The sequence below is a fragment of the Tropicimonas sp. S265A genome, assembly GCF_049800835.1.
GTDB lineage: Bacteria > Pseudomonadota > Alphaproteobacteria > Rhodobacterales > Rhodobacteraceae > Dinoroseobacter.
Map to the genome: position 1 here is coordinate 52,991 of NZ_JBNAFU010000001.1, position 20,785 is coordinate 73,775.

Annotated in this window: 18 protein-coding genes and 1 tRNA gene; 10 read left to right on the plus strand and 9 right to left on the minus strand. The window is 62.9% G+C overall.

Going from position 1 to position 20,785, the window contains the following annotated elements; all coding sequences use genetic code 11:
• The first annotated feature begins 2 nt into the window (after nucleotides 1–2).
• Genes sufC through ACP15N_RS00300 form a run of 5 tightly spaced genes read left to right on the plus strand, consistent with a single transcriptional unit; the run spans nucleotide 3 to nucleotide 4,378 of the window.
• Entirely contained in the window at nucleotides 3–758 is a 756-nt protein-coding gene (sufC, locus tag ACP15N_RS00280; protein WP_425090214.1) for a Fe-S cluster assembly ATPase SufC, read from the plus strand.
• Nucleotides 758–2,041, plus strand: a complete 1,284-nt coding sequence (locus ACP15N_RS00285) for a SufB/SufD family protein (RefSeq protein ID WP_425090215.1) — start codon at nucleotides 758–760, stop codon at nucleotides 2,039–2,041. The genes sufC and ACP15N_RS00285 overlap by 1 nt, the downstream gene beginning before the upstream one ends.
• Nucleotides 2,041–2,538, plus strand: a complete 498-nt coding sequence (locus ACP15N_RS00290) for a YIP1 family protein (RefSeq protein ID WP_425090216.1) — start codon at nucleotides 2,041–2,043, stop codon at nucleotides 2,536–2,538. Before ACP15N_RS00285 ends, ACP15N_RS00290 begins: the two co-directional genes overlap by 1 nt.
• Complete coding sequence (locus tag ACP15N_RS00295) at nucleotides 2,535–3,158, plus strand: Yip1 family protein (RefSeq protein WP_425090217.1); 624 nt, start codon at nucleotides 2,535–2,537, stop codon at nucleotides 3,156–3,158. The genes ACP15N_RS00290 and ACP15N_RS00295 overlap by 4 nt, the downstream gene beginning before the upstream one ends.
• A complete protein-coding gene (locus tag ACP15N_RS00300) occupies nucleotides 3,158–4,378 on the plus strand; it encodes a cysteine desulfurase (RefSeq protein ID WP_425090218.1) in 1,221 nt (406 codons plus the stop codon). The genes ACP15N_RS00295 and ACP15N_RS00300 overlap by 1 nt, the downstream gene beginning before the upstream one ends.
• Nucleotides 4,379–4,381: 3 nt before the next feature.
• On the opposite strand, the gene ACP15N_RS00305 is transcribed toward ACP15N_RS00300, so the two are convergent.
• Nucleotides 4,382–5,434 (minus strand): hypothetical protein, encoded by a 1,053-nt coding sequence (locus tag ACP15N_RS00305; RefSeq protein ID WP_425090219.1) that lies wholly within the window; start codon nucleotides 5,432–5,434, stop codon nucleotides 4,382–4,384.
• Nucleotides 5,435–5,571: 137 nt separating this feature from the next.
• On the opposite strand from ACP15N_RS00305, the gene ACP15N_RS00310 reads away from it, so the two are divergent.
• A tRNA-Arg gene (locus ACP15N_RS00310) sits at nucleotides 5,572–5,648 on the plus strand.
• 111 nt (nucleotides 5,649–5,759) lie between these two features.
• On the opposite strand, the gene ACP15N_RS00315 is transcribed toward ACP15N_RS00310, so the two are convergent.
• Together ACP15N_RS00315 and ACP15N_RS00320 are read right to left on the minus strand one after the other, a co-directional pair.
• A complete protein-coding gene (locus ACP15N_RS00315; protein ID WP_425090220.1) occupies nucleotides 5,760–6,740 on the minus strand; it encodes a lysylphosphatidylglycerol synthase transmembrane domain-containing protein in 981 nt (326 codons plus the stop codon).
• Complete coding sequence (locus ACP15N_RS00320) at nucleotides 6,737–8,200, minus strand: alkaline phosphatase family protein (protein ID WP_425090221.1); 1,464 nt, start codon at nucleotides 8,198–8,200, stop codon at nucleotides 6,737–6,739. Before ACP15N_RS00320 ends, ACP15N_RS00315 begins: the two co-directional genes overlap by 4 nt.
• Before the next feature lie 80 nt (nucleotides 8,201–8,280).
• Here ACP15N_RS00320 and ACP15N_RS00325 point away from each other — a divergent pair, with 80 nt between their 5' ends.
• Together ACP15N_RS00325 and ACP15N_RS00330 are read left to right on the plus strand one after the other, a co-directional pair.
• Entirely contained in the window at nucleotides 8,281–9,873 is a 1,593-nt protein-coding gene (locus ACP15N_RS00325) for a GMC oxidoreductase (protein ID WP_425090222.1), read from the plus strand.
• A gap of 58 nt (nucleotides 9,874–9,931) precedes the next feature.
• Nucleotides 9,932–11,386 (plus strand): NAD(P)/FAD-dependent oxidoreductase, encoded by a 1,455-nt coding sequence (locus ACP15N_RS00330; protein WP_425090223.1) that lies wholly within the window; start codon nucleotides 9,932–9,934, stop codon nucleotides 11,384–11,386.
• Nucleotides 11,387–11,391: 5 nt separating this feature from the next.
• On the opposite strand, the gene ACP15N_RS00335 is transcribed toward ACP15N_RS00330, so the two are convergent.
• Nucleotides 11,392–12,369, minus strand: coding sequence for a glycosyltransferase (locus tag ACP15N_RS00335; RefSeq protein ID WP_425090224.1), 978 nt, complete (start codon nucleotides 12,367–12,369; stop codon nucleotides 11,392–11,394).
• An 85-nt stretch (nucleotides 12,370–12,454) separates the two neighbouring features.
• Between ACP15N_RS00335 and ACP15N_RS00340 the strand changes: the two genes are divergently transcribed.
• A complete protein-coding gene (locus ACP15N_RS00340; RefSeq protein ID WP_425090225.1) occupies nucleotides 12,455–13,987 on the plus strand; it encodes a GMC family oxidoreductase in 1,533 nt (510 codons plus the stop codon).
• Nucleotides 13,984–15,459, plus strand: a complete 1,476-nt coding sequence (locus ACP15N_RS00345; protein ID WP_425090226.1) for an ArnT family glycosyltransferase — start codon at nucleotides 13,984–13,986, stop codon at nucleotides 15,457–15,459. Before ACP15N_RS00340 ends, ACP15N_RS00345 begins: the two co-directional genes overlap by 4 nt.
• 22 nt (nucleotides 15,460–15,481) lie before the next feature.
• Here ACP15N_RS00345 and ACP15N_RS00350 read toward each other — a convergent pair whose 3' ends face one another.
• Genes ACP15N_RS00350 through ACP15N_RS00370 form a run of 5 tightly spaced genes read right to left on the minus strand, consistent with a single transcriptional unit; the run spans nucleotide 15,482 to nucleotide 20,778 of the window.
• The gene (locus tag ACP15N_RS00350; protein ID WP_425090227.1) at nucleotides 15,482–16,792 is read right to left on the minus strand and encodes a hypothetical protein; all 1,311 of its coding nucleotides are present in this window, start codon (nucleotides 16,790–16,792) and stop codon (nucleotides 15,482–15,484) included.
• Nucleotides 16,789–18,330, minus strand: coding sequence for a VWA domain-containing protein (locus ACP15N_RS00355; RefSeq protein WP_425090228.1), 1,542 nt, complete (start codon nucleotides 18,328–18,330; stop codon nucleotides 16,789–16,791). The genes ACP15N_RS00350 and ACP15N_RS00355 overlap by 4 nt, the downstream gene beginning before the upstream one ends.
• Nucleotides 18,327–19,316 (minus strand): VWA domain-containing protein, encoded by a 990-nt coding sequence (locus ACP15N_RS00360; protein ID WP_425090229.1) that lies wholly within the window; start codon nucleotides 19,314–19,316, stop codon nucleotides 18,327–18,329. The genes ACP15N_RS00355 and ACP15N_RS00360 overlap by 4 nt, the downstream gene beginning before the upstream one ends.
• Nucleotides 19,313–19,804 (minus strand): DUF4381 domain-containing protein, encoded by a 492-nt coding sequence (locus tag ACP15N_RS00365; RefSeq protein WP_425090230.1) that lies wholly within the window; start codon nucleotides 19,802–19,804, stop codon nucleotides 19,313–19,315. Before ACP15N_RS00365 ends, ACP15N_RS00360 begins: the two co-directional genes overlap by 4 nt.
• Entirely contained in the window at nucleotides 19,801–20,778 is a 978-nt protein-coding gene (locus ACP15N_RS00370) for a DUF58 domain-containing protein (RefSeq protein ID WP_425090231.1), read from the minus strand. The genes ACP15N_RS00365 and ACP15N_RS00370 overlap by 4 nt, the downstream gene beginning before the upstream one ends.
• Between the last annotated feature and the right edge of the window lie 7 nt (nucleotides 20,779–20,785).

Here is a 20,785-nt window from a genome sequence, read left to right on the forward strand (position 1 = left end):
GAATGCTGGAAATCAAGAACCTCGCGGTGAAGCTCGAAGAAGAGGAAAAGCAGATCCTCAAGGGTGTGGACCTGACGGTCGAGCCGGGCACCGTGCACGCGATCATGGGGCCGAACGGGTCGGGCAAGTCGACCCTGTCCTATGTCCTGTCGGGGCGCGACGGCTATGAGGTGACCGGCGGAAGCGCGACGCTCGAAGGCGAGGATATTCTGGACCTCGACCCCGAAGAGCGTGCGGCAGCGGGTCTGTTCCTGGCGTTCCAGTACCCGGTGGAGATCCCCGGCGTTGGCAACATGACTTTCCTGCGCACCGCGCTCAATGCACAGCGCAAGGCCCGCGGAGAAGAGGAAATGAGCGCGGCGGAGTTCCTGAAGCTTGTGCGCGCCAAGGCCAAGACGCTGAAGATCGACGCCGACATGCTCAAGCGTCCGGTGAATGTCGGTTTCTCCGGCGGGGAAAAGAAGCGCAATGAAATCCTTCAAATGGCGCTTCTGGAACCGAAGATGTGCATTCTGGACGAAACCGATTCCGGTCTGGACGTGGATGCCATGAAGCTGGTCTCCGACGGGGTGAATGCGCTGCGTGACGAAGGCCGTTCATTCCTCGTGATCACGCACTACCAGCGCCTGCTGGACCACATCAAACCGGACGTCGTGCATATCATGGCCGACGGGCGCATCGTCAAGACCGGCGGGCCAGAGCTTGCGCTGGAAGTTGAAAACAACGGGTACGCGGACATTCTGGCGGAGGTGGCGTGATGGCCCTGCCGGACCTGAAGCAAACCGCTACGGACGCGCGACTGGCGACCCTGTCGATGCCCGTGGGCGGGGTCTGGGCCAGCGAGGCGCGCAAGGCCGCACTGGCGCGCGTGCAGTCCATGGGCCTGCCCGCGCGGCGTGACGAGTATTGGAAGTACACGGATCCCGCGCGGCTTACCGCTGCGGTGGCGCAGCCCGCCGCACTCTTTGATCCGCAGGAGGCACCTGTTTTTGGCGATGTCGATCGGCTGAAGGTCGTGTTCGTCGACGGCGTGTTCGATGCGGAGAAGTCCGACACGCTGGCCATGGACCACGTGGAGATCGAGCGTCTAGCCGAGGTCGGCTCGCACGACATCCACTGGGCCAAGGATGTCTACGGTGTGCTTGAGGAGCGCGGTCAGACACCGGTCCATCGCCCGCTTGCGGCGTTGAATACGGCGTTCGCAACCGACGGGATCGTGGTGCGGGTCACGGGCAAGGCGCCCAAGCCGATTTCCCTGGTTTATCTGCACACCGACGAGGCGTCGGACGCGATCCTGCATCACGTGGTCAAGGTCGAAAGCGGCGCGGAGTTGACCCTGCTGGAGAACGGCCCGGCTGCGGCGCGGTTCAACAAGTGCATGGAGGTCGAAATTGCCGATGGCGGCACGCTCCACCATGTGCGCGCGCAGGGGCGTGATCACGAGCGGCAGGCGGCCACGCACATGTTCGCACGCCTTGGTGCCGCGTCGGTCTTCAAGTCCTTCACGCTTACGGTAAATGGTGTGCTGACCCGCAACGAGGTTGTCGTGGAGTTGACCGGTGACGAGGGCATCGCCCATGTTGCGGGCGCTTGCATGGGCGACGGCGATTTTCTGCATGATGACACCGTGTTCATCACCCACGATGCGCTCAATTGCGAAAGCCGTCAGGTGTTCAAGAAAGTGCTCCGTAACGGGGCCACGGGCGTTTTCCAGGGCAAGATCCTTGTCAAGCAGGGCGCCCAGAAGACCGACGGGTATCAGATCAGCCAATCCCTGTTGCTGGACGATGACAGCCAGTTCCTCGCCAAGCCCGAGCTTGAGATTTATGCGGACGACGTGGCGTGTTCGCACGGCTCGACCTCCGGTGCGATCGACGAAGAAGGGCTGTTCTACTTGCGCTCGCGCGGGGTGCCGGAGGCAGAGGCGACCGACCTGATGGTCATCGCCTTTCTGGCTGAAGCCATTCAGGAGATCGAGGACGAGGATCTTGGCGCCGAGATCTTCGACCGAATTTCCAACTGGCTGTCCCGCCGGCGCTGATGGCGGTTTCGACGGAAATCATCCGCGCGTGGGGTGCCCCACGCGCGGCAATCCGCCGACAACTTGCCGGCGGCGTCAACGAGGGGCGCGCGCTCGTCTACCTCATGATCGCGTGTCTGCTGATCTTTGTCGCGCAGTGGCCACGCCTCTCGCGCGAGGCATTCCTGAACCCGGAAGTCCCGCTCGACGCGCGGATCGGGGCGGCGTTGCTGGGCTGGATTTTCATAGCCCCGCTGATGTTTTACGGCATTGCGGCGATCTCGCACCTCGTGTCGCGTCTGGCAGGCGGGCAGGGCACCTTTTTCGGCGCGCGGCTCGCGCTCTTCTGGAGCCTGCTGGTGATTTCGCCCATCGTGCTGCTTTTGGGGCTCGTCACCGGCTTTATCGGGCCGGGTCCTGCGGCGAATGCAACCAGCCTGTTGCTTCTGTTGGGATTCCTCTACATCTGGTGCAGTAGCTTGATGGAGGCTGAGCGGACCGCGCCCCAGCCAACATGACGTACCGTACAGGACCGCACATGACGTTCTCTTTGGGCAACATACTGAGCCTTGTCTTGGAATCGATCCGCAACCCGCGTGAGGGTGCGGCGACGATCCTGAATTTCGCGCCGTCCCGAGACGTGTTGCTGCAACTGCTCGCGCTGGTGGTCGTGTTGAGCGTCCTGTTCGGGCAGGCGGGCGTGCTGGTTCTGGGCGGTGGCCTGTCGGATGGCGCGCTCACCGGCCCGATCGTGCTCAGTCCGCTTACCGCGTCGATCGTTCAATTCGGTTTGCTGGTGATGTTGGTGATCTCGATCCATTCGATCGGGCGCGCCTTCGGAGGGTCGGGATCCTTTGAGGAGACGCTCCTGCTGGTCACGTGGCTCCAGTTCATCCTGCTATGCCTGCAAGTCGTGCAACTGGCGGCCCTTGTGCTGGTGCCGCCGATCGGCGGGCTGGTCGGCCTGCTCAGCATCGGTATCTTTCTGTGGCTGCTGGTGAATTTCGTGGCCGTGATCCACAACTTCCGCTCGCTCGGGTTGGTGTTCGCAGGCGTGCTGATTTCCGCCTTTGCGATCATCTTTGCCCTGAGCCTCGTTCTGTCCATGCTGGGTCTTGCTGTCCCGGGGAGCCTCTAATGTACGACGTCACCGCGATCCGCAACGATTTCCCGATCCTGTCGCGCACGGTCAACGGCAAGCCGCTGGTGTACCTGGACAACGGCGCGTCGGCGCAAAAGCCACAGGTGGTGATCGACGCCGTGACACGGGCCTATGCCGAGGAATACTCCAACGTCCACCGCGGGTTGCACTATCTCAGCAACCTCGCGACCGAAAAATACGAAGGCGTGCGCGGGATCATAGCGAAGTTTCTGGGTGTCGCCGATGAGGATCAGATCGTCCTGAATTCGGGCACCACCGAGGGGATCAACACCGTCGCCTACGGATGGGCAATGCCGCGTATGCAGGCGGGCGACGAGATTGTGCTGAGCGTGATGGAGCATCACGCCAACATCGTACCGTGGCATTTTCTGCGCGAGCGGCAGGGCGTGGTGCTGAAATGGGTCGATGTGGACACGAACGGCGCGTTCGACACCCAGAAGATCATCGATGCGATCGGTCCCAAGACCAAGCTTGTCGCGATCACGCACCTGTCGAACGTTCTGGGCACAGTGGTTGATGTCAAGGCCATCACCGAGGCGGCCCACGCAAAGGGTGTGCCGGTACTGGTCGATGGCAGCCAGGCGGCCGTGCATATGCCGGTCAATGTTGATGAGATCGGTTGTGATTTCTACGCGATCACGGGGCACAAGCTCTACGGGCCGTCCGGGTCCGGCGCGATCTTCATCAGGTCCGACCGAATGGCTGAGATGCGCCCGTTCATGGGCGGCGGTGACATGATCCGCGATGTCACGCAGGACGTGATCACCTATAACGAGCCACCCATGATGTTCGAGGCGGGCACCCCGGGCATCGTGCAAACCATCGGCCTCGGCGTTGCGCTGGAATACATGATGCAACTCGGGATGGACAACATTGCCGCCCACGAGGGCCGTTTGCGGGATTATGCCCGGACACGATTGGACGGGTTGAACTGGCTGAACGTGCAGGGTCAGACCCCGGACAAGGCCGCGATTTTCTCGTTCACGCTGGAGGGGGCCGCGCATGCGCATGACATCTCGACAGTGCTGGACAAGAAGGGCGTTGCGGTGCGCGCCGGGCATCACTGTGCCCAGCCGTTGATGGAACACCTGGGCGTGCCCGCGACCTGCCGCGCGTCGTTCGGGCTCTATAACACCGAGGCCGAAGTGGATGTTCTGGTCGAGGCGCTGGAGCTGTGTCACGAGCTTTTTGCCTGACACTCACCCGAAGAAAACGCGCCACAGGCTCAGGATGATAAGCATGTGGATCAGCGGAAACCCCCAGAACGTCACATGCCAGTCGATCCGTTTCGCGTCGCCCTCGTGCCCTGTCACCGACAGCCGCCGCAGCATGACGTTATAGGCCACGGTTACGGCACTTGTGATGAACATCGCCAGCATCAACGCATCCAGAAAGGTGACGTAGCCAAGGCGCGGCAGATCGCCTGACACTGCAAAATTGAAAGCGATGAACGCCAGCAGGTTGGCGCCTGCGATATCAATCCGGCGGCGATACTCCTCCAGAAACAGGTTTGCCCAGGAAATGGTCGTCAGGAGCAGCAGCGGGATCAAGATCCGCGTCCAGTAGTAGATCAGATGGCGATCGGCTTCGAACACCAGCGATATGCGCGAACTGTCCCACCCTGCGATGCCGCGTGTGGTGTCGACCTCCGTCCAGTGCCGGCGAATAATCCATTCTTCCTCGCCCAGAGCCGGGCCGAGACCGCTGAACCCTTCAAGATCCTCGAACACGAAGGCATCGGTTGACCGGTTCAGCAAAAGACGGACATAGAACTTTTGCGTGTCGAACGGGTGCTTGCGGAAATCGAAATCCGGAGCCTGAAGTGTCAGAACCGTTTCGCTGACATGGAAGGCATCGCCTGCGCTTGTCCAACTGACGGCGGATTGCTTGGTGAAACTGCGCGCTTGAAGGTTCTCGAAGCTGGCGGTGGGGATCCTGATGTTCTGCGCGCGGGCATAGGCGATAAAGTCCGGTGTGCTCATCACCCGGCGATCAGTGCCTTCGACATCTGGATCGAAGGCAAGGTCCGGGTCCGACCAGTCAAGACGCAGACGCGCGACGACCGTGAAGTTCTCCGATTTCTGATCGACATCGGTGATCTGCGTCAGAAAGATGCCCGCGCGCACGGGCACCGGGTCAGTCGCTGCACTGTGCGACGGTGCGAGACCGGTAAAATTCGTCGTGCCATCAACGGTTTGTGCTTCCGCCGCTGACACAAGGCAGAGCCATCCCGCAATTGCGACAGCAACCAAGCAACGCAAACACCTGACCATACTTCCCCCGGCACGACGTTACCGGCAGGCTAGGCCCGCCCGGGCCGCCAGACAAGCGATTTGGGCCAGCGATCGGTGTTGCGGGTCTTATCCAAAGCGCGTATATCGCAGCCAAGGCACCCGTAGCTCAGCTGGATAGAGCGCTGCCCTCCGAAGGCAGAGGCCAGAGGTTCGAATCCTCTCGGGTGCGCCACCCAACTTCGATCTCAGGGATTTCACGACCGGGCCGCCAACCCGTGGGCCCGCCACTGGCAACCTTGGTGACACCCCAAGCGCCGGAGTCGGGAGGCTGAAATCATTCCTGTCACGGTTTCTCCGATCCGATACGAGGGGGCGGCGTGCCGATACCGGTCATCCAGATCAGGCCGCCGCACAGTGCAAACAGCATTCCCAGTAAACCGAAAGAGACCGATGTCAGAAGGGCCGGTCCAGCCGCGACCCCGGCGCTGCCGAGACTGAACACCAGCGCAATCTCGCGTACACCCCAACTGCCGATGGAAACCGGGATCATCGCGATCAGCAGAGAGACCGGGACGAAGCCGAAAAAGACCGTCCAATCTGCGGTGACGCCGTAAGCCTTGGCAACTGCCATCACGGCAAAGACGCGGATGACATGTTGCAGGACCGCATAGACCCATAACCTGAACCGGACGGATGCCTGGAGTGCCACAAACCTCAGCTGGGTTGCTTCGTGTGCCACTTCGCGCAGTGCGCGCCAGCGCGTCCCGGCCAGCAGGTGCGCGCCCGCAGGATGCAGCAAGAGAAAGCACGTGAGTACCGTTAGTCCGACCACGACTGCGAAAAGCCAGAACTCAGCCGTTCCCCATGTATAGCGCGCGATGAACGGAAGCCCCGCGACCATGACCGGGCCGAGCGCCATCAACGACACGATGCGCGAAATCGCAGCGAGACTGACCGACCTGCGTCCGCCGGTGCCAAGGCTGTGCATTGCCATTGCCCGGTAGATGTCGTTTCCCAACATTGCGGGGGTGAGCAGCGCAAAAAACCTTCCCACAAGGCTCATGCGCAGAAACTGGAGCGCACCGACATCATGTCCGAACGCAAGTGCCACCTGTGCGAATTGTCGGGCCTCGAACAGAATAATCACGCCGACGAGGGCCACAGCCACCCCAAGCCACGCCCATCCGACATCGCGCAGGTCGTCGGCCAACGTGTCGAGATCGACGAAACTGATCGCAAGAGCCAGCAGCGTAACCGTCACCAGCACCCGCACTGCGGATTTGAGCCGTTTCGGCGCAGGTGTCGTGAGGCGGTTTACTGTCAAGACGTCGCTCTTTGCAGCAGGGCGTGCGCAAGCCTGCCAAGGTCCTTGATGTGATCGGGCAAGGCGATGTCCTGCGTGGCGGGCACCGAGCCATGAAGGGTGCAGAACCCCTTGAACCTGTGGTTTCCGGTGCGCCCAGTGTATCGTCGCGCGCTGATGGTTGCGCCCGACGGGTGATCGGCGGTGTCAATGGCCAGCAGGTCGGGGTTCCACTCGGCCACGATGTCGGGCAGGTAGTGTGCCCGTTTCCCGGGCCAGTCGCGTGCCGGGAAATGCACCTTTTGCACGATCTGGGCACCGTCCCGCGTCGTAAATTTCATGAATTCCGCCGCGACGTCGTCCAGCAGGTTGCTGTCCGGTGCAAGGATGCCGTCCTTTTCCCGCTGACGGATGTTGGCGCGCCAGTACCCGCAAAGATCGCCGTCCAGTGAGATCATCGGGGTTTCCGACCAGCGGTAGCCGCCAGACACCTCGCGCGAGACGACGTAGTCGCGCACTGCTTTGGGAACTGCCTTGGCAATCGCCATTTGCACGGGGGCAGGCACATTGCGGCGCAAGGTGCGGATCAGTCCGAAGGTTTCGCCTGAGCCCGTGCCGGATACCTCGGCCAGCGCAACCTTGAGCATCGCGGCAGACAGATGGCTTTGGGACTGGTTCGCCGCCATACCGTGAAGAGAGAACAGCACAAGCGTTCCGTCCGGTCCAATGCGCCGCATGATCTGTCCGATTGCGGCATCGAGCGCCTTGTAGACATCCAGCAACGCCGTGGCCGGGACAAGCGAGGTGTTCGTTCCGGTCTCGGGCCACAGGATATGGCCCGCCCGGTGCGTTTCGCCGAAGGCGACGATGAAAAGATCGCTCTCTACCTTGTCCATCAGGGCGCAGACAAGGTCCGCTTTCATCGCAACGCCCTTGAGGATGCCGTCATAGATTTCATCCAGATCGGCAGGGGTCTTGTCGACCGGGACTTCGAAGGCCATCGGGTGATGTGGCGCGAAAGACCGCACAAGCTTTTCGACCTGCGGGTCGTTGCACCAGAACCCGTCTACGAGGTCGTGCGAGCCCCAATTCGCGATTTCCACAGCGCCGGCGCTGTCCCCCTTGAACAGGAACGGCACGTCGAAGGACAGCACCTTCGATCCGGAGCGGGCCAGATCGCGCCAGAACGGTTCCGTGCCCCCGATCCAGTCTGGGTGGGTGCGGCGGACACGCATCCGCTCAGGATCCCATTGAATGTGGTGGTAGATCCCGTGCACATCCGGTGTCGCCCTGGCCATGAACGTGGACCAAACCGCGCCGGACAGCGGTTCCACCTCCAACCGCCTGAGGGCCTCGCCCGCCATGACAGCCGCGATATTGGGCAGGCTCGCAATGTTTTGTTCAATGAAATCGGCATCTCCGGCATCGATCCCGATCATTGTTACCGCAGGGCGACGAATGGTGCCCTTCTGATCACGCATTTTGCACCTCTCTTGCCAAGAGCATTGCAGGGATTGTCGAAAGCGGCAAATTCGTAGGGGCGAAACGAAGGGTCCCGGCGATGCTAATTCCCGCAACAGCGGTTTCTGATGCCATCGAGGCACAGGTGGTCATCGTCGGTGCTGGTCCAGCAGGCATTGCGTTAACGCTGGGGTTGGCGAAGCGGGGTGTCGATGTCGCCTTGCTGAGCAGTGGCGCGTTCGGCTCTGATTCCACGTCGGCGGATCTGTCCCGTGCGCAAGCGTTGCCTCCGCATCATGCCGATCCGGTTGCGCTTGAAGGACGACGTCTGGGTGGTCTGTCCTGGGGGTGGGGGGGGCGGTGCCTGCCTTTCGATCATATCGACTTTTCGCCCCGACCCGAGCGTGAATTGCCGGGCTGGCCCATAGAGCGGTCCGACCTGATGGCGCACGCGGAGGCCGCAGCCGCGTTTCTCGGCATCGGGTCTGCGGAGTTTCAGAGCACGGCTGGATCGGAGGGCCTGCGCCTGTCGTTGGAGCGGTGGGCGGCACGCCCAAATTTGGCGGAAAAGCACCGCGACGCCCTGACGGCACAAGACGGGCCGAGGGTGTATACCGACCTGTCGTGTTGTGGCGCCGAGTTCGACGCAACCGGCCGAGTGATCGCGTTGCAGACCTGCACGGCCGGCGGTGATCCGGTGCGGGTGACCGGCAGAACCTTCGTCCTGGCCGCTGGCGGGATCGAGACGGCGCGGCTTCTGCTTTGGTTTTTCGCGCAGAACGGGCAGACCGCGCCGGTGTGGACCGGACGTGGCTACATGGGGCATCTCAAGGCGCAGATCGCAAGTCTCGACGCCCCGTCGCAGGTGATCCGGCAGGTTGACTATCAACGGACGGCGGAGTGTTTCATTCGCAACCGATTGACGCTGCCGGAGCAAACCTTGCACGCCAAGGGGCTGCCCAACACGCACTTCTGGATCGACAACCCGACAATGTCCGACCCGTCCCACGGGATACCGGGTCTGTCACTGGCGCATCTGGCCATTTCGTCCCCGGTGATCGGGCCGCGTTTGCTGCCCGCGGCCCTGCGCACCTACTTTGCGGGGCAGGCGCCGGTATCCTGGCGCGCACATGTGCGCAATGTCCTGCGGAATCCGGCATCCGCACTGGCGTTCTGCTATGGGGTCTGGACAGGACGGCGGTCTGTGCCGGTCAGTCCGGGTAAGGTGGCCGCGACCCGGCATGGAACCTACCGCTTGAGTTGCGCGGCCGAGGAACGCCCCCGTTTCCAGAACGCCGTAATCTTGGGATCACAGCGCGATGGGAACGGGGTACCGCGCGCCGTGATCACGCGCGATTTGCACCCGGACGACGTACAAGGGTTGATCGACGCCAATCTTGAGTTGCGTTCGCAGGTTGCTTCCAGCGGCATCAATGTGCAGCTGGACTGCCCGGAAAATGACCTTGCCGAGAAAATCACGGTCGCCAGCGGAGACGGGTATCATCAGATCGGTACTGCCCGGATGGGCTGTGATGTAGGATCATCTGTGGTAGATCGCGACTGCCGCGTGCATGGCACAGGCAACCTCTATGTTGCGGGCAGTGCTGCTTTCCCGAGGTGCGGACAAGCTAACCCGACTTTCTCGATTGCGTGCCTTTCCGCTCGGCTGGCCGCGCATCTAGCAAGAAATTGACTTGTTCAGACGTACGAAGGACGTTTGGTTCGTTCTTTTTTGCGGAGGAGTTGTTTCGTTGAAGAAAATTGTCATCATCGGAGGTGGACCCGCTGGATTGACCGCGGCCCATGAGATTACCAAACGCGACGAAATCGACGCCACCCCCGTAGTCTTCGAGGCTGGCGACCGGGTGGGCGGCATTGCGCGCACCGAAGATTACAAGGGCTACCGGTTCGATATTGGTGGCCACAGGTTCTTCACCAAGATCAAGCAGGTGGAAGACATCTGGAAAGAAGTGCTGGGCAGTGACTTCATCACCGTGCAGCGGATGAGCCGGATCTACTACCGCGACCGGTTTTTTGACTATCCGCTCAAGATCTTCAACGCCTTGTCCAACATCGGGGCCTATGAATCCGTTCGGATCGCGTTGAGCTATGCGAAGTGGCGTGTCCGTCCCTCAAAGGAAGAAGACAACTTCGAACAATGGGTGATCAACCGGTTCGGCGGGCGGCTCTATATGCATTTCTTTCGCAGCTATACCGAGAAGGTCTGGGGGATTCCGCCCCGGACGATTCGGGCGGACTGGGCCGCGCAGCGCATCAAGAACCTGTCTTTGCCGAAGGCTGTGTGGAACGCCATTTCGGGTGCGAACGACACGGCCAGCCTGATCGAAGAGTTCCAGTACCCGCGCCTCGGTCCGGGCATGATGTGGGAACGAACTGCCGAAATCGTTGAAGACTCGGGCGGCAAGGTACACCTGAACAAGCGGGTCGAGAAGCTTTACAGGGACGGGCTGCGCGTCACGCATGTGGATGTTGCCTCGGTTGATGCTGCTGGCAACCAGGTGGTCGAGAATGTGCCCGCCGATCATGTGATCAACTCGATGGCACTGGACGAGTTGATCCACGCGTTTGATCCGCCGCCACCGGACGCTGTGCTGGACGCCGCCAAAAAGTTGAAGTACCGCGATTTCCTGATTGTGACGCTTGTGTTGAACAAGGCCGATCCGTTCCCGGACAACTGGATTTACGTGCACAGTCCGGAGGTGAAGGTCGGGCGAATACAGAATTTCCGCGCGTGGTCACCGGAGCTTTTGCCGGATGCGGACACGGCGTCCATCGGCATGGAGTATTTCTGCCAGATCGGCGACGACTTGTGGACGATGTCCGACGAAGACCTCAAGGACCTTGCTCGCAAGGAGCTCGAGGTGATCCGGCTGGCGAACCAGGACGACGTGATCGACGCCAAGATCATCCGCCAGCCAAAGGCATATCCGGTTTACGACACGGAGTATGCAGAGGCGCTGAAGGTTCTGGAGGAATGGATCGTGTCGCTTGAGAATTTCCAGACCGTCGGTCGAAACGGTCTGCACCGCTACAACAACCAGGACCATTCCATGCTCACCGCGCTCTACGCGGTCGATACGATCGCGGGCACGCCCCGGGATATCTGGAACGTCAATGTGGAGCGGTCCTACCACGAGGAAATGCAGACCGAGGACAGCGACGGAAACCGGATTGCGGCGGAATAGGCGGGTCAGCTGAAATAGCGATCGAGTCGCAGCTTGACGATGGCGAAGCCAAGCCCGCCGCAGAGGTAATGTACGAACAGGACCAGCACCGCGGCGGGCAGGGCCGCCCATCCGTCGATCCTGCGCACCATGTTCAGGAACCGGCCATTCACCCCGACCAATACCGCGAGCGCCGCAAGCCCGGCCACAGCGCCCCATTGGGGAGCCGCAATCATCGCCGCGACGGCGCACACCACTGCGGCCACGGCCAGAACGGAGGCGCGCGACCGGTTGCTGATGTTCAGTCCGTCGGTTCGCGCGTTCTCGGCGTCGCGCAGCAGCCGGGCCCACGGCAAGGCGCGATCGAAGAAATCGGTTTTGGCCATGCCCACAAGGGTCCAGCGTTTGTGGTGTTGGCCCTGAAGGTCCGGCAGCAGCATGGTGCGATGGCCAAGCTTGGAAAGGCGAAGCCCCAGATCGATGTCTTCCATCATGTCGAGCGTATCGTCGAACCCGCCAACCTGTTCGAACGCCGCGCGCCTGACCGCGCCGCAACCGGTCCAGAAGGAAACGACCTCGCCGGCGCTTTCGAGGTGCACGAAACGATGCAGAAGATTGCGCGCGCGGCTGACCGGTTCGGGGGCGGCGGGATCCTCATCATACGCGCCAAACACGGCTGCGAAGGATGGATGCGTGTTGAAAAAGGTCGAAACAACCTCTTTGGTGTCGGAATGAACCATCACGTCGGCATCTACGAAAAACAGGATATCGCGTGTGCTTGCGGCAGCGCCGGTATTGCGTGCCGCTGCGGCCCCGGCGTTTGTTCGGGTTTCGATCACGCGCGCGCCATAGGTGCGTGCGATCTCGATTGTCGCGTCAGTCGAACCGTCATCGACGACAATGATCTCATCCTGCGAAAACCCTGCTTCTCCAAGGGCTTTAAGGCATGTTTTGATGTAGGTTTCGGCATTGAAAGCCGGGACGATGACGTCGATACTTGCCATGAAGTCGTGTCCACTCTGCGGGCTTACCCGTGGGAGCATGGCGTTGTTGAGGCGGTCTTGCAAGACACCGGGAAGCGGGCGCTCCGTGGCTGACGCAAGCGAGGCGATGTCGTTCGACTATGTGGTCGTTGGCGCAGGAACGGCGGGCTGCATTCTGGCGGCTAGCCTTGCGGAGCGCGCGGGCACGCGTGTCGCGCTTCTCGAAGCCGGTCATAAGGCAGATCATATGCTGATCCGGATGCCGCTTGCGTTCGGCAAAGCCCTGAAGCATCCCGATCTGACCTGGCAGGTTCAGTCCCCGGTGCTTGCGTCGCTGGGGGGCCGCGTGCTCGGATTTCCACGGGGGAAGGTTCTGGGCGGCACGTCCGCAATCAACGGCATGATCCACACCCGCGGGACACCGGAAGACTTCGACGACTGGGCGTCCGAAGGTTGCACCGGCTGGTCGTTCGCCGATGTCGAGGGCTGTTTCAAGCGTGCAGAGCAACGGCTTGGGATCGCTGGGTCCATGCCAAGCCTTGCCGACACACCGGCAATCGCCGCCGCTTTTGCGAAGGCCAGTGCAGCAAGCGCGCCGGGAGTGGCCACGCCACCGCAGGTCGCCATCCGCAAGGGCCGGCGCATGTCGGCCGCACGCGCGCTGTCGAAAGCGGTCACGGTGATCAGAGACTGTCGCGTGGAGCGCGTTTTGATGCGTGACGGGCGCGTGCGCGCGGTCTCCGCCCGCATTGCAGGGCGCATTCGCACGATCGAAGCAACGGCGGAGGTGATATTGTGCGCGGGGTCGTTCCAGACGCCCGATATCCTCTTTCATTCCGGAATAGGCGATGGAGCGATCTTGCGGGCGGCGGGCATTGGCGTTGCGCATCATCTGCCGGGCGTCGGTCAGAACCTTCAGGACCATTTCGGCATCCCGCTCTCGTGGGAGGCACGCAACACGCAAACCTTGAACCGTCTGCTGCAAAGCCGCCCGCGTCTTGCGCTCGAAGCGCTGCGCTGGGGCCTTGCGGGCAAAGGCGCTTTGGCGCGGCCTCTCGCGGAGGTGCTGTTTTTTGCCAGGTCGCATGAGGACGCCCCGCGGCCGGATATCGAATTGATCCTCCGGGTCATCCACGGCTCCGGCGCGGACGGGGTCTCCGGTCAGCCGGGGTTTTCCGTGAACGCCATACCGCTCAAGCCGCTGAGCCGCGGGACGGTTGCGCCGGGGGGGGCGACCCCGGAAACCGCGCCTCGGGTCGATCCGGGGTACCTGACAGCCAATTCGGATGTCGAGGTTTCGTTGCGGGCTGTGCGCCTTGCACGGCGCGTTGCCGCAGCGGTCGACATGCACGCGTTCCGAGGTCCGGAGATCGCCCCGGGGTCGACGGTAGAGGCCGACGATGCGCTGCTGGACTACATCCGATCAAACGGAACCAGCGCATCGCATCACGTTGGCACCTGCAAAATGGGGCAGGGGTCGGACGCGGTTGTAGATCCGCTGTTGCGGGTGCACGGCGTGCCGGGGCTGCGAATTGCCGATGGGTCCATCATGCCGACCCTGCCGGGCGCCCACCCGAACGCAGCGATCATGATGATCGCCGAAAAGGCCGGTGAGATCATCGCCGGGGCTGCCCCATGACCCCGCGCACAACCTGGCTCGGACCAGTGATCCCACTGGGACTCTACCTCGTGCTGGCGGTCCTGCTCGACACGGGGACCGGGAACTGGGATGGCGTCAGGTATGCGGAGGCGGCATTCGCGTGGAATGATGATTTTCCCTACCTTGGGGACACGCACTGGGCGTTGCGGCATCCGCTGGTCATGCCAATGGCGGCAAGCCTGGGGGCCTTCGGACCCAGCACATTCGCCCTGATGCTGCCCAACCTGATTTACGGAGCGGCGCTCATCCTTGCGACCCACTTTTTTGCGTCGCGGGCCCTGGGCAATCGGGCGGCTTTTCTTGTGACGGTCCTGGTTGCCACCTCACCGTCGCTGGTGCTGCGCCCGCTGGAGATCGAGGTTCGAGGCCCTGAGGTTTTCTTCGCGGCGATGTCGCTGTGGGTGTTTCTGCGCGCCGCTGATGACGCGCCCGCGAAACCCATCGGTTTCGTCCTGTCGGGGGTGTTTGCAGGGCTCTCATGGCTCTGCCGGGAAAGTGCCGGGTACCTCGTCCCAGCGCTGTTCTTTGCCGCCGTATTCTTGGCCGCGTATGGAGATCGTCTGAGGGCGCTTCTGAGCACGGCTGCGGGGTTCGGTCTGGTCATAGCTTGCGAACTCGTAACCTACGCCCTGATCGCAGGGGACGCGTTCTATCGGTACAAGATCGATCTGGGGCACGGTGGCAACCCGGATGAGCATGGTCTGGCCGCCGACCTCGTGCGCGCCGACTATGCCGACTGGCTGCTGGAGCCCTTTCAGCGCCTGTTGCGCACCGATGTGCAGGGGGCTTTGGCCCTAATCGTGCTTGCGGCCGTGGTCTATGCGTTCCGGCGGCGCGCACGCTTCAGCAAAGCTCAGATCAAGGTAATGGTTCTGTTCGGGACGGCCGGTGCGCTGTCGTTGGCTTTTTCGGGTCTGCTGTTGAGCCTTGAGTTGCCAAGGTATTATCCGATGCTGATCTATGCGGGCTGCGTGATTGTCGGGGTGGTGCTTGCGCATTTGGTCAGGGGCCGGTCGCACTTGCCTGGTTTCGCATTTGCGGCATCCATGGCCTGCGCCGGGTTCGTTTTGGCCGAGTATCGCGCAGACTATACAAAGCGGGTCGTGGGTGCGGGGGCCGTCCTTGCCCAGAGGAGTGAAGTGCCGTTTCACGCCGACCCGAGGATCGGCAGTCGGATTACCGTAGCTCTGCGCCTTGAAGGCATGTCGGCACGTGATGCGGAGGCGCGCGTTCATGCAACCGGCAGGGAAACGCTGGAAGAGGGGGACCTTGTCCTGCATTTCGAAGCGGATCGCTGGGAACCCAAGCCCGGGTGGCAGCCCGTCGACAGCGTTGCAGTCCCTTGGAAGCTCTCACACCGCCTGCTGCGCAAAGCCCTGCCGGATGCTCTTTTACCGGATCGTCTGCACGGTGCGTCGCTGCGGGCTGCAACGTTGTACCGGGTGCAGTAGCCCGCACCCGACGCGAAAGGCCCTAGGCCGGCGTACGGGTCGGGTTCAACGGTGGAAGCTCTGTCACCGTCTGTGTCTTGGGGTGTGACCTGCGCACCTTGCGCAGACTTGCAGAGAGGTCTGACCATGCAGATTTGTTGTGATCCTCTCCCGCCGGACCGAATGCCGCGCGCCCCAGTGCATACACCGCAGCAGAGACACCGGGGTCCTGGCGAGGGTCATTGTCGGCATGAAACGCTGCCCACCTGTCGAGGGCCGGATAGAACGCTGCGCGATCTTTTGTTCCTACCGCACGGTCCAACTCAGACCAGGCAAACCCCTCAGAGGCGACATACTGCGCCCGTCGCTCGGTCATTCGGCGCCGCAACCTTGGTAAGGCCCATCGCCCTGCGAGAAAAAGCGCGCATAGCACCACGCACGCGAAGGCGCCCCACAAGGCGATTTGCCGAATGTCGCGCTGCGCTGTCTGAGTTCTGGCCAGAGGACCGTCGATCGCGTACGCCACCGATGCTGCCGTCGCAGTCTCGACCGCGCCACTTGCGATGTTGAACCACGCCAAGGAAATCTCCGGCAGCGCTCCTGATCCTCCGCCTTCGGCAACAAAAGTGACCGTTTCCGTACGTGTGCCAGTCAGTTGCCCGCGTTCATCCTTTTCCTCCAGCACCGGTTCATCGGGATAGGCCTTGAGGCCGGGCAATGCAGAAACTTCTAGCAGTGGGGGCAAAAACATAGGCGATGTCCCCTCTACCGATGCGGTCACGGTCAGGGTCAGGCTATCGCCGGGTAGCATCTCCCCTGGCGCACCTGTGACCTGAGACGTCAGTGTCAAAGCTTCTGCCGCAAAGAACGGGTCGAGCGTTTCTGCGCCTTCCGGCACGAGGCCGGTGAAGGCAAAGGCCTCCGTCGTGAGTGTGGTATCCCGCGGTCCGCCGCCCGATGGGGCACTCCAACTCACGCCGACCTCTTGCGGCGGGATGGAGAATTCTCCGGGCACCATGGGCGAGATCAGGTACCGGCGCGTGACGCCAGACCATGTTTGGCCATCGATCCGTTCGGATGTGGGGCCGGTGGAGCGCTCGGGCAAGCGGACCAGAAGATCGGGTGTCTCCAGCGTGGGCCAGACCGGGGGACCGGTGAGCTGTGTCGGCACAAGAACGGTCATGCGCAGGCTCAGGGGCTGTCCGGGAATTGCCTCTTGCTCTTCGAACTCAACGCGCAGGATCGGCGCGTTCTGGGCATCCGTCGCTGCATTGCCCGGTGGCGTCTGCGCCTGTCCGAAACCCGCGGAGAGCACAAGACCCAGCGCCACCACGCCCAAATGCACACGGCTCATTCCGCCGACCTCGCAGATTCTGGAGTGGCGTCCGGCTGCGACGCTTCGAGCGCAAATCTCTGGCGCAGGAAATCCTCGGTCCGGGTGTCCACCGTGGCCATCCACTGATCCGCCGAGAGCAGACCTGATCCGGTCCCTTCCTCAGCAACCTCCAGCTGCGTGTCCGCACCCTTGTCGGACTCGTTGTCGAACACGATGTCATCGGCGCCGATACCTTGTTCCTCGCCGGTGTCGGACTGCTCCTGCGTGGTTTCGATGAACGTGACGATCCGCTGCGCGGTGGCCAGATTCTCGGCCGCACCCGGGTAGTCCGGGTCGCGTTCCAGCGCGGTCTCGAACGCGCGAACGCCATCGCGGTAGCTGCGCGACTTGATATGGGCAAGCCCCTGAATCATGGCCGCTTGAGCCGTGTCGACCCGGTCCAGCACCTCGACCGCCGCCTCGTACTGGCCGGCCCGGTACTGCGCATAGCCGCGCCGTAGCGGGTCCGTGAACAGGTCTGCGGCGCGGGCGAAATCCCGGTCTTCAAAGGCGCGCTGCCCTTGCTGATCCGGGGTGAAAAACCAGTCCGCCAAACCATCGGCGCGCGCGGTGTGCGGCGTGGCAAGACCCCATGCCAAAGCAAGAACTGCCGCCCACCGCATCGTCCATCCGCGCCGAAACCAGAGCAATACCAGCAACCCGGCCGGCCAGGCCAACCAATGTGCCCGGTCGTTCCAGGGTTGAGACGCATCGTTGAGCATCGCGCGTTGAAAGGCCGTGTTCAGCAGCGCGTCGATCTCGCGGACGTCCCGCGCGTCGGGCGTGGCGGGGACAACCGGCACGCTCAGCGCGTCCAGCCCCCGATCCGCCATCCCCTCGGGCAGCATCGCCAGAACCGCAAGGGATTGCGATGCAGAGGACAGCGCAGCGCTGTCGGCAGGGTCCACCCCATCGGTGACGAAAAGGATCCCGCCGGGCGCAGGTTCTGTGGCCAACAGTGTTTCGGCAAGGGCGAGGGCCTGACCGGCTGCGTTGCCTTCCGCCGGCATGACCTCCGGGCTCAGCCCCGCAAGGTAAGGCTGCATGATCGCCGCGTCTTCGGTCATGGGCAGGGCGATATGCGCGCTGCCGGAATATGCGACGAGCGCAGTGCGGGCCCCTGCGCGCAACTCCAGCAGGTCGCGAATTTTCTGTTTGCCCCGCTCCAGTCGGGATGGTGCGATGTCATCGGCTTCCATCGACGGCGCGACTTTCAGAACGACGACCACCGGGGCGGCCTGGGCTGCAAACGGGTCGGGATCGCGCGACCAGGTCGGACCTGCGGCGGCAATGGCCAGACAGATCAGGGCGATGGCCACGCCATCGATGGGCTGAGCCTTGCGGCGGGTCATGCGCCCGACTGTCAACGCGTTTCGCAGATGTGGGGCGATCGCAGCGGGCAGGGCCTCGCGCGTTGCACGCGTGCGGCGCACCCGCCACCAGAGGACCACCACCACTGGCACAAGACCGAGCCAGATCGGGCGAAGGAAATGAAACGCCTCGAAAAACAGCGTCATGTCGCACCGCGTCGCATGCGGCGCGCCCCGAACTGAAGCACGCCCATCGCACCCGTTCCAAGCAGCGCTGCCACGGCCAGCGGAATCCACGCCAGGGCCGTACGCTGCCTGTAGGATTGCGTATCCACCTCGCGCGGGGCGAGTGCATCGATACGGTCGTAAACGGCTTCAAGCGCAGCCCCATCTTCGGCGAAAAAGAACGCGCCTCCGGTGCGGCGCGCAATATCCTCAAGCGTTTTGAGATCCACCTTGTCCTCGCCTTCGGCCTCTGGGTCGCCGACACCGATGGTATAAATCTCGACACCGCGGTCGGCGGCGATCTCGGCGGCATTGACCGGGCTCATGCGGCTCGCCGTATCGCTCCCATCGGACAACAGGATCAGGAGCCGCTGATCGATTTCGGATGTCTCGAACGTGCGAATTGCGAGACCGATGGCATCTCCAAGCGCTGTCTGAGGACCGGCCATGCCAACCTGCGTGCGCTCAAGTAGCGCCGCGACCGCCGCGAGATCATTTGTCAGCGGTGTTTGCAGGTACGCAGCCGAGCCGAACACGATCAGCGCCATGCGATCTCCGTCTCGTCCGGCAACGAAGCCCTGCACCACCTGGCGCACGCCGTCCAGCCGTTGGAGGCGCCCTCCGTCCGGGGTCGCGAAGTCTCGCGCGTCCATTGACCCTGAAATGTCGATTGCCAGAACCACATCGCGGGCGGCCGTAGTCACCTCGATCGGCGGGCCGAGGCGTTCGGGGCGCGCAAGGGCCAGCACAATCAGGACCCAGCACGCGATGGCCGTTGCCATTTGCAACCAGTTGCGGATGCGGACCTGGGCGCCGGTGGTGGCCTCCGCACCGGTGGCATCGATGATCCGTCGAAAAAAGGGCAATCGCAGCGCGGGCACCTGCTCGCGAAACGGCGGAACGAGGCGCCAAACGAGAAGCGGTATCGGGAGCAGGGCGAGGGCCCATGGGGTTGCAAGAGTGATCACTTCGCACCTTCCGGCGCGTGCGATCGCACCCAGGTCGCAGCAAAGTCCGTCAGGGCTGGGGATGCAGTCACCACCGGGGCCAGGTAGGGGGCGGTCACAAGTTCGTCTGCGACCTGTGGTGAAAGCGGACCATCGCCTGTGCGTTGCAGAAACGCAATCCAGTCAGAGCCTGTCAACCCGGCCACCTCGGCCCGAGGAAAGGCCGCAAGGGCGGTCCGGCGCAGGGTTGTTGCAACGTCGGCCGCTTTGGGGTGCGGCTGTGCCAGTTGCGCCAACGCGGCCCGGCGGTATGCATTTGCCCGGTGGCGGGCCCGCATTCGCAGGAGTGCAAACAGTATCAGCGCAATGCCAATTCCGGCCACGATCGCCCAGCCTGCCGTTTGCGGCACCATGGAAATCGGGTCTGGCGGTGCCGGCTCCACCAGTTCGTCAATCAGATCGACCAAGGTGGGTACCGTTGCGGCGGCTGCGTCCGTCGTGTCGGTCATCGCGGTGCCAGCCCCATCAAATGACGCACCTGCTCAAGGGTGTCTGCCCCACTGGACAGCGGCAGGACCGGGACGCCGAAGCGGCGTTGCCAATCCAAGACCTGCGCAAGGCGCCCTTCGGAAAACGCGCGCAGCGCCGTGCGGGTTGTGTCCGCTCCGGTATCGATCTGCGCCTGAAGCGTGCCGTCGGAGACGACAAGGCGCATATTCTCCGGCATCTCGTGGGCGGATGGATCCGTAATCAAGCCGAGGATCAGATCATTGCGGCGCGCCAGTCCAGCGATCAGTCGATCTGTCTCGTCCTCGATCTGGTCGAAGTCGCTGAGCACGACGATCAGGTGATCGCGTGGCGCGATGCGCGCAGTGGCGCGCAGGACCCTGGTCAAGGACATCGGCGCGACCATCGGGGCGTCGGCGCGCAACATGTCCTGTGCTGCAAGCATGGAGGTCAGGAGCCGCATCACGGCGGCCCGGGATCGTTGCGGGCGAATCTCAGCAAGTGTGTCGTCGCCGAACACCAACCCACCCACCCGGTCACCCTGGGCCAGAATTCGGAACGCAACCAGCGCAGCTGCCTCGGCGGCGGTGACCGATTTCATATTGCGCGTGGTGCCGAAGAACATGGTCATCCGCTGATCGACAACCAGCAGGGCCGGGCGGTCCCGCTCTTCGGTCATTACGCGGACATGCGGCGTGCCGGTACGCGCCGTCACCTTCCAGTCGATGCTGCGCGGGTCATCTCCGGGCAGGTAGTCGCGAAGTTCCTCGAAATTCAGCCCGCGTCCCCGCAAGCGCGACGCGTGTCGCCCGTTCAAGACCGAGCGCGCGGGCTGGCGCGGCAGAAACCGCAAGCCACTGGCCCGCGGTTCAAGGCTGCGCAGATGGTCCAGTGTCACCCGCACGCGCGTGTCCGTGCCGCGGTCTTGCGTTGCGGCCAGCGTGCCAGTTCGACTTCGTGCGGCGCGGTTTGACATGACCCGC

Bases quoted from the DNA above. Each gene is read 5' to 3' on its own strand.
- sufC (WP_425090214.1), top strand. From the start codon at position 3: ATGCTGGAAATCAAGAACCTCGCGGTGAAGCTCGAAGAAGAGGAAAAG.
- ACP15N_RS00285 (WP_425090215.1), top strand. From the start codon at position 758: ATGGCCCTGCCGGACCTGAAGCAAACCGCTACGGACGCGCGACTGGCG.
- ACP15N_RS00290 (WP_425090216.1), top strand. From the start codon at position 2,041: ATGGCGGTTTCGACGGAAATCATCCGCGCGTGGGGTGCCCCACGCGCG.
- ACP15N_RS00295 (WP_425090217.1), top strand. From the start codon at position 2,535: ATGACGTACCGTACAGGACCGCACATGACGTTCTCTTTGGGCAACATA.
- ACP15N_RS00300 (WP_425090218.1), top strand. From the start codon at position 3,158: ATGTACGACGTCACCGCGATCCGCAACGATTTCCCGATCCTGTCGCGC.
- ACP15N_RS00320 (WP_425090221.1), bottom strand. From the start codon at position 8,200: ATGCGTGATCAGAAGGGCACCATTCGTCGCCCTGCGGTAACAATGATC.
- ACP15N_RS00325 (WP_425090222.1), top strand. From the start codon at position 8,281: ATGCTAATTCCCGCAACAGCGGTTTCTGATGCCATCGAGGCACAGGTG.
- ACP15N_RS00335 (WP_425090224.1), bottom strand. From the start codon at position 12,369: ATGGCAAGTATCGACGTCATCGTCCCGGCTTTCAATGCCGAAACCTAC.
- ACP15N_RS00345 (WP_425090226.1), top strand. From the start codon at position 13,984: ATGACCCCGCGCACAACCTGGCTCGGACCAGTGATCCCACTGGGACTC.
- ACP15N_RS00350 (WP_425090227.1), bottom strand. From the start codon at position 16,792: ATGAGCCGTGTGCATTTGGGCGTGGTGGCGCTGGGTCTTGTGCTCTCC.
- ACP15N_RS00355 (WP_425090228.1), bottom strand. From the start codon at position 18,330: ATGACGCTGTTTTTCGAGGCGTTTCATTTCCTTCGCCCGATCTGGCTC.
- ACP15N_RS00365 (WP_425090230.1), bottom strand. From the start codon at position 19,804: ATGACCGACACGACGGACGCAGCCGCCGCAACGGTACCCACCTTGGTC.
- ACP15N_RS00370 (WP_425090231.1), bottom strand. From the start codon at position 20,778: ATGTCAAACCGCGCCGCACGAAGTCGAACTGGCACGCTGGCCGCAACG.